This window comes from Caballeronia sp. (genome assembly GCF_049581465.1).
Lineage (GTDB): Bacteria > Pseudomonadota > Gammaproteobacteria > Burkholderiales > Burkholderiaceae > Caballeronia.
The window spans coordinates 1-4,211 of sequence record NZ_JBAUSA010001287.1 but is presented as its reverse complement, the minus strand read 5'-3'; the positions used below and the strand labels follow the sequence as shown (position 1 = coordinate 4,211).

Genomic DNA, 4,211 nt, shown 5'->3' with positions numbered 1-4,211 from the left:
GTCCAGCACGTCCTCGGCTGCGGGGATCGCCGCTGAGACGCCGGTGGTCACCGCGACGGCGACGACGGGCAATGGCGGTGGGGCAACCATTGCGGCGGCCAGTACTGCGGGCCCCGGGCTCGTCGTTCCGGCCACGGGCACGTTGACCTACAGTACAGCGACCAGCACGATGACTTCGACCGTATCCGTGACGCTGGCCGGCGGCACGGTGGTGACGGCGGGCACGCCGTTCCCCTTTACGAGCGGCATGACGTTCAGTGCCGCTGGCGTGAATACGACCATCACCGGCACGCCCGCCAACGGCGACACGTTCACGGTAACGACAGCCGCAAGCGGCCCGACTGACGGTAGCAACGCGCTCGCCCTGTCGCAGGTCGGCAAGACCAAGTCGATGAACAACGGCACCGATACGCTCACCAGTGCGTACGCGAACTACGTCAATGGCATTGGCAATACGACCGATCAGCTCCAGACGTCGAGCACGTCCCAGACGGCTGTGCTCAATCAGGTCACGTCGGCGCAGCAGTCCGTGTCGGGCGTGAACCTGAACGAAGAAGCGGCGAACCTGATCCAGTACCAGCAGCTATACCAGGCCAACAGCAAGGTCATCCAGACCGCGTCGACGCTGTTCCAGACCCTGCTTGGCATTTTTAGTTGAGGCTTTTGCGATGCGTATCTCCAGTTCCCAGTACTTCACGATGAACGTCCAGGCAATGGACGACCAGCAGTCGACGCTTGCCACGATGTACCAGCAGATCGCCACCGGCAACAAGCTGCAGACCGCCGGCGACAATCCGATCGGTGCCGCTCAGGCGGTGCAACTCACGGCACAATCGGCCACGCTCGCGCAGTACGCCACGAATCAGGCGAGCGCGACGACTTCGCTCGGGCTGGAAGATTCCACGATGAAGGGCGTGGTAAGCACCATACAGGCCATCCAGACGGCGGTGACCAGTGCCGGTGACGGTTCGCTCTCGGACGCCAATCGGGCCGACATCGCGACGCAGATCCAGACCTTGCGGAACCAGTTGCTGGGGTTGGCGAACACCACCGACAGCTCGGGCAACTCGATTTTCTCGGGTTTTCAGGGCAACGCGACGACGTTCACCAACAACACGCCGCCGGCTGTAGGTGTGACCTATGGCGGCGATAACGGCCAGCGCGTGGTTCAGATCACCGATAGCCGCTCAATCCCCGTGGGCGACACGGGCACAGCGGTATTCCAGAGTGTCTCGCCGACCGAAAGCACGCCCGTGGCGACTGCGACGGCCGGGAATACGGGCACGGGGATACTGGGCCCGGTCAGCGTGACGGACCCGACCAATCCGGGCAACGCTGATACGTACTCGATCACGTTCTCGACGGCGGTGCCGGCACCGCCCACGGGCAGCCCCTTGCAGTATCAGGTCCTGGACATGTCGCAGATGAATACGGCGACGCCGCCGGCCCCCGGCTTGCCCGTTGGTGGGCCGACTCAATACGTGCCGGGCAACGCCATCAGCTTTGCGGGTGAGAGCGTGACGATCAGCGGCACGCCTGCGAATAACGACACATTCACCGTGGCGCCCGCCAATGCGACAACCCCCGGCGCGACCGACATCTTCGCCACGCTCGATAACCTGGTCGCCGCGCTGAACCAGCCCACGACCACGCCCGCTGAGGCGGCGGCATCGACCAATGCGCTGTCTACGGCGGCGACGAAGATCGAGAACAACTACAACAACATGCTGGCAGTCCAGACGTCAGTGGGCGGCCGTGAGCAGGAAGTCAACGCGACGCAGACCTCGATGCAGACCACCTCCACGCAGAATGCCAACTCGTTGGCGGACCTGACGAGCGTCGACATGGCGTCCGCCATCAGCCAGTACGAACTGACGTCGACGGCATTGCAGGGCGCGCAGCAGGCGTTTGCATCGATCGAGAAAATGTCGCTGTTCCAGTACATCAGCGGCAGCTGAAATTGAATTGATGAGGGTTGTATGTTGTGCTTGAGCCGCCTCGGGGAAAGGGCGGCTTTTTTTATGGCGCGGCGAACAACGGGTGACGCACCCTACAACGCCGCCGCCACGCGCCCCATCTGATCGACCCCGCTCTCGAAAATGCGCTGAAAGAACGGAATCATGTTCGGCATCATCAACTGGATCAGCAGCAAGCCGACCATCATCGTGACGGGGAAGCCAATCTGGAAAATGCCGATCTGCGGTGCCGCGCGATTCAGGATGCCAAGCGCCAGATTCGTGACCAGCAATGCGGTCACCACCGGCAACGACAGCAGCAGACCCGTCGAAAATACACTTGCGCCGTACGAGGCCAGTGTCTGCCAGCCGCGCGCATACACCGCGGAACCGAGGACGTTCGCGCTCACCGGCACGCTTTGAAACGTGTCGATGAGTGCGGCGATCACCTGCAAATGGCCATCGAAAACGAGAAACGCCAGCATCGCGATGGTATTCAGGAAGCGCGATATCACGACTGAATTTCCGCCCGCGCGCGCGTCGTAGAGCATGGCGAAGCCCAGGCCCATTTGCATGCCGATGAACTCGCCGGCGGCATCGATTGAGGCGAAGGCGACTTGCATCGTCACCCCGAGCGCCGCGCCGATCAGGAACTGGTTGACGATGATCAGGACGCCCGCAGCGGAGAAAACCGTGACCGCCGGCATGGCGCCGAGGGTGGGCGCCACGATCAGCGAAACAAAGGCGGCCAGGCCGACTTTTACGCGAACCTGGATGGCCATGTGGCTAAATAGCGGCGCCGTCGCAATCAACGCGAGAATACGAACGAACGGCCAGAGAAACGCTGTCAGCCAGACGTTGAGTTGCGCGTAAGTGACGGAAAACATGGTCAGCCGGTGATGGCGGGCGTGATGGTGAACACGTGGCGCATGTAGTCGAGCAGCGTTTCCAGCATCCATGGCCCGGCGATCACGAGCATGACTGCCACCGCCAACAATTTCGGAATGAAGGAGAGGGTGCTTTCGTTGATCTGCGTGGCGGCCTGGAACAGGCTTACCACAAGGCCGACGATCAGCGCGGTCAGCAACAACGGAGACGCGAGCAGCAGCCCCACATACATGGCCTGGTGCGCGATCGACATGACGGATTCAGGAGTCATCTTTGGGTGCCTGCTAAGTAAAGCTTTGCGCCAACGACCCGATCAGCAACTGCCACCCATCCACGAGAACGAACAGCATCAGCTTGAACGGCAACGAAATCGTGGTGGGCGACACCATCATCATCCCCATCGACATCAACACGCTCGCCACCACCATGTCGATGATGAGAAACGGAATAAATATCGTGAAGCCAATCTGGAAACCGGTCTTGAGCTCGCTCGTGACAAACGACGGCACCAGCAGCGAGAGCGGGACGTCTTCGGGACCGTTCATCGGTGCGGCGTGAGAAATCTTCGCGAACAACGCGAGATCGCTTTCACGCGTCTGGCGCAGCATGAACTCCTTGAACGGCGTAATGCCGCGCGTCATGGCCTGGTCCATGGTGATCGTGCCGTCGGAGAAGGGCTTGTACGCGTCGGCATAAGCGCGGTCTAGCACAGGCGACATCACGAACAGCGTAAGAAACAAGGCGAGCCCGACCAACACTTGGTTCGGCGGCGTGGTGTTCGTGCCAAGCGCCTGGCGCAGCAGCGACAACACAATGATGATCCGCGTGAAGCTCGTCATCATCAGCACCATGGCTGGCAGGAACGACAGCATGGTCAGCAGCAGCATCGTCTGGACGCTGAGCGAATAGGTCGTGCCGCCGTTGGGGCCGGGACTGGTGTTGAACGCTGGCAGTCCGGCGGTGCTTTGTGCGAACGCAGCGTAGGGAAGCGCTGCGATCAGGACCGGTAGCAGCAACTTCAGGCCGCGTACCCAAAAACTTAACTTCATTACTTGCTCCCGCCGGCGAACTTTTGCAGGCGTTTGGTGGCTTCATTGCCGAGGGCATCGCGAAAACGCTGGCCGAAACCGCCTTGCATCGGCGAGGAAGGCGCGGCCGGATTGTCGATGCCACTGACTTGCGTCGATCCTGCCGGCATCGTGTGCAGCAACCTCACATTGCCGGGCGCGGCGCCGAGCACGAGCCACGTATCGCCGATCTCGACCACCGTCACGCGCTCCTTGTTGCCCAGCGACGCACCGCCGACGATCTTCACCATGCCGTCCCGCCTGCTGCCCTGCAGGCCGAACTTGCGGGCAAGCCACGCGC

Annotated in this window: 6 protein-coding genes; 2 read left to right on the top strand and 4 right to left on the bottom strand. The window is 61.8% G+C overall.

Annotated elements, in window-relative coordinates; genetic code table 11:
- Positions 1-658, top strand: a 658-nt coding sequence (locus WCA53_RS31270; RefSeq protein ID WP_423920715.1) for a flagellar basal body rod C-terminal domain-containing protein, incomplete at its 5' end; no start/stop codon positions are given.
- Positions 659-668: 10 nt separating this feature from the next.
- On the top strand, positions 669-1,958 hold the full coding sequence (gene flgL / locus WCA53_RS31265; RefSeq protein ID WP_423920712.1) for a flagellar hook-associated protein FlgL: 1,290 nt from the start codon (positions 669-671) through the stop codon (positions 1,956-1,958).
- Between the two features lie 92 nt (positions 1,959-2,050).
- Here flgL and fliR read toward each other — a convergent pair whose 3' ends face one another.
- From fliR to fliO, 4 genes are all read right to left on the bottom strand, one after another.
- Entirely contained in the window at positions 2,051-2,842 is a 792-nt protein-coding gene (gene fliR, locus WCA53_RS31260) for a flagellar biosynthetic protein FliR (RefSeq protein ID WP_423920710.1), read from the bottom strand.
- A gap of 2 nt (positions 2,843-2,844) precedes the next feature.
- Positions 2,845-3,114, bottom strand: coding sequence for a flagellar biosynthesis protein FliQ (gene fliQ, locus WCA53_RS31255; protein ID WP_423920705.1), 270 nt, complete (start codon positions 3,112-3,114; stop codon positions 2,845-2,847).
- A gap of 13 nt (positions 3,115-3,127) precedes the next feature.
- Complete coding sequence (fliP, locus tag WCA53_RS31250) at positions 3,128-3,892, bottom strand: flagellar type III secretion system pore protein FliP (RefSeq protein WP_423920700.1); 765 nt, start codon at positions 3,890-3,892, stop codon at positions 3,128-3,130.
- Positions 3,892-4,211 (bottom strand): flagellar biosynthetic protein FliO (fliO, locus tag WCA53_RS31245; RefSeq protein ID WP_423920697.1); only part of this gene is annotated, 320 nt, incomplete at its 5' end. The genes fliP and fliO, both read right to left, overlap by 1 nt.

Bases quoted from the DNA above. Each gene is read 5' to 3' on its own strand.
- fliQ (WP_423920705.1), bottom strand. From the start codon at position 3,114: ATGACTCCTGAATCCGTCATGTCGATCGCGCACCAGGCCATGTATGTG.
- flgL (WP_423920712.1), top strand. From the start codon at position 669: ATGCGTATCTCCAGTTCCCAGTACTTCACGATGAACGTCCAGGCAATG.
- fliR (WP_423920710.1), bottom strand. From the start codon at position 2,842: ATGTTTTCCGTCACTTACGCGCAACTCAACGTCTGGCTGACAGCGTTT.
- fliP (WP_423920700.1), bottom strand. From the start codon at position 3,892: ATGAAGTTAAGTTTTTGGGTACGCGGCCTGAAGTTGCTGCTACCGGTC.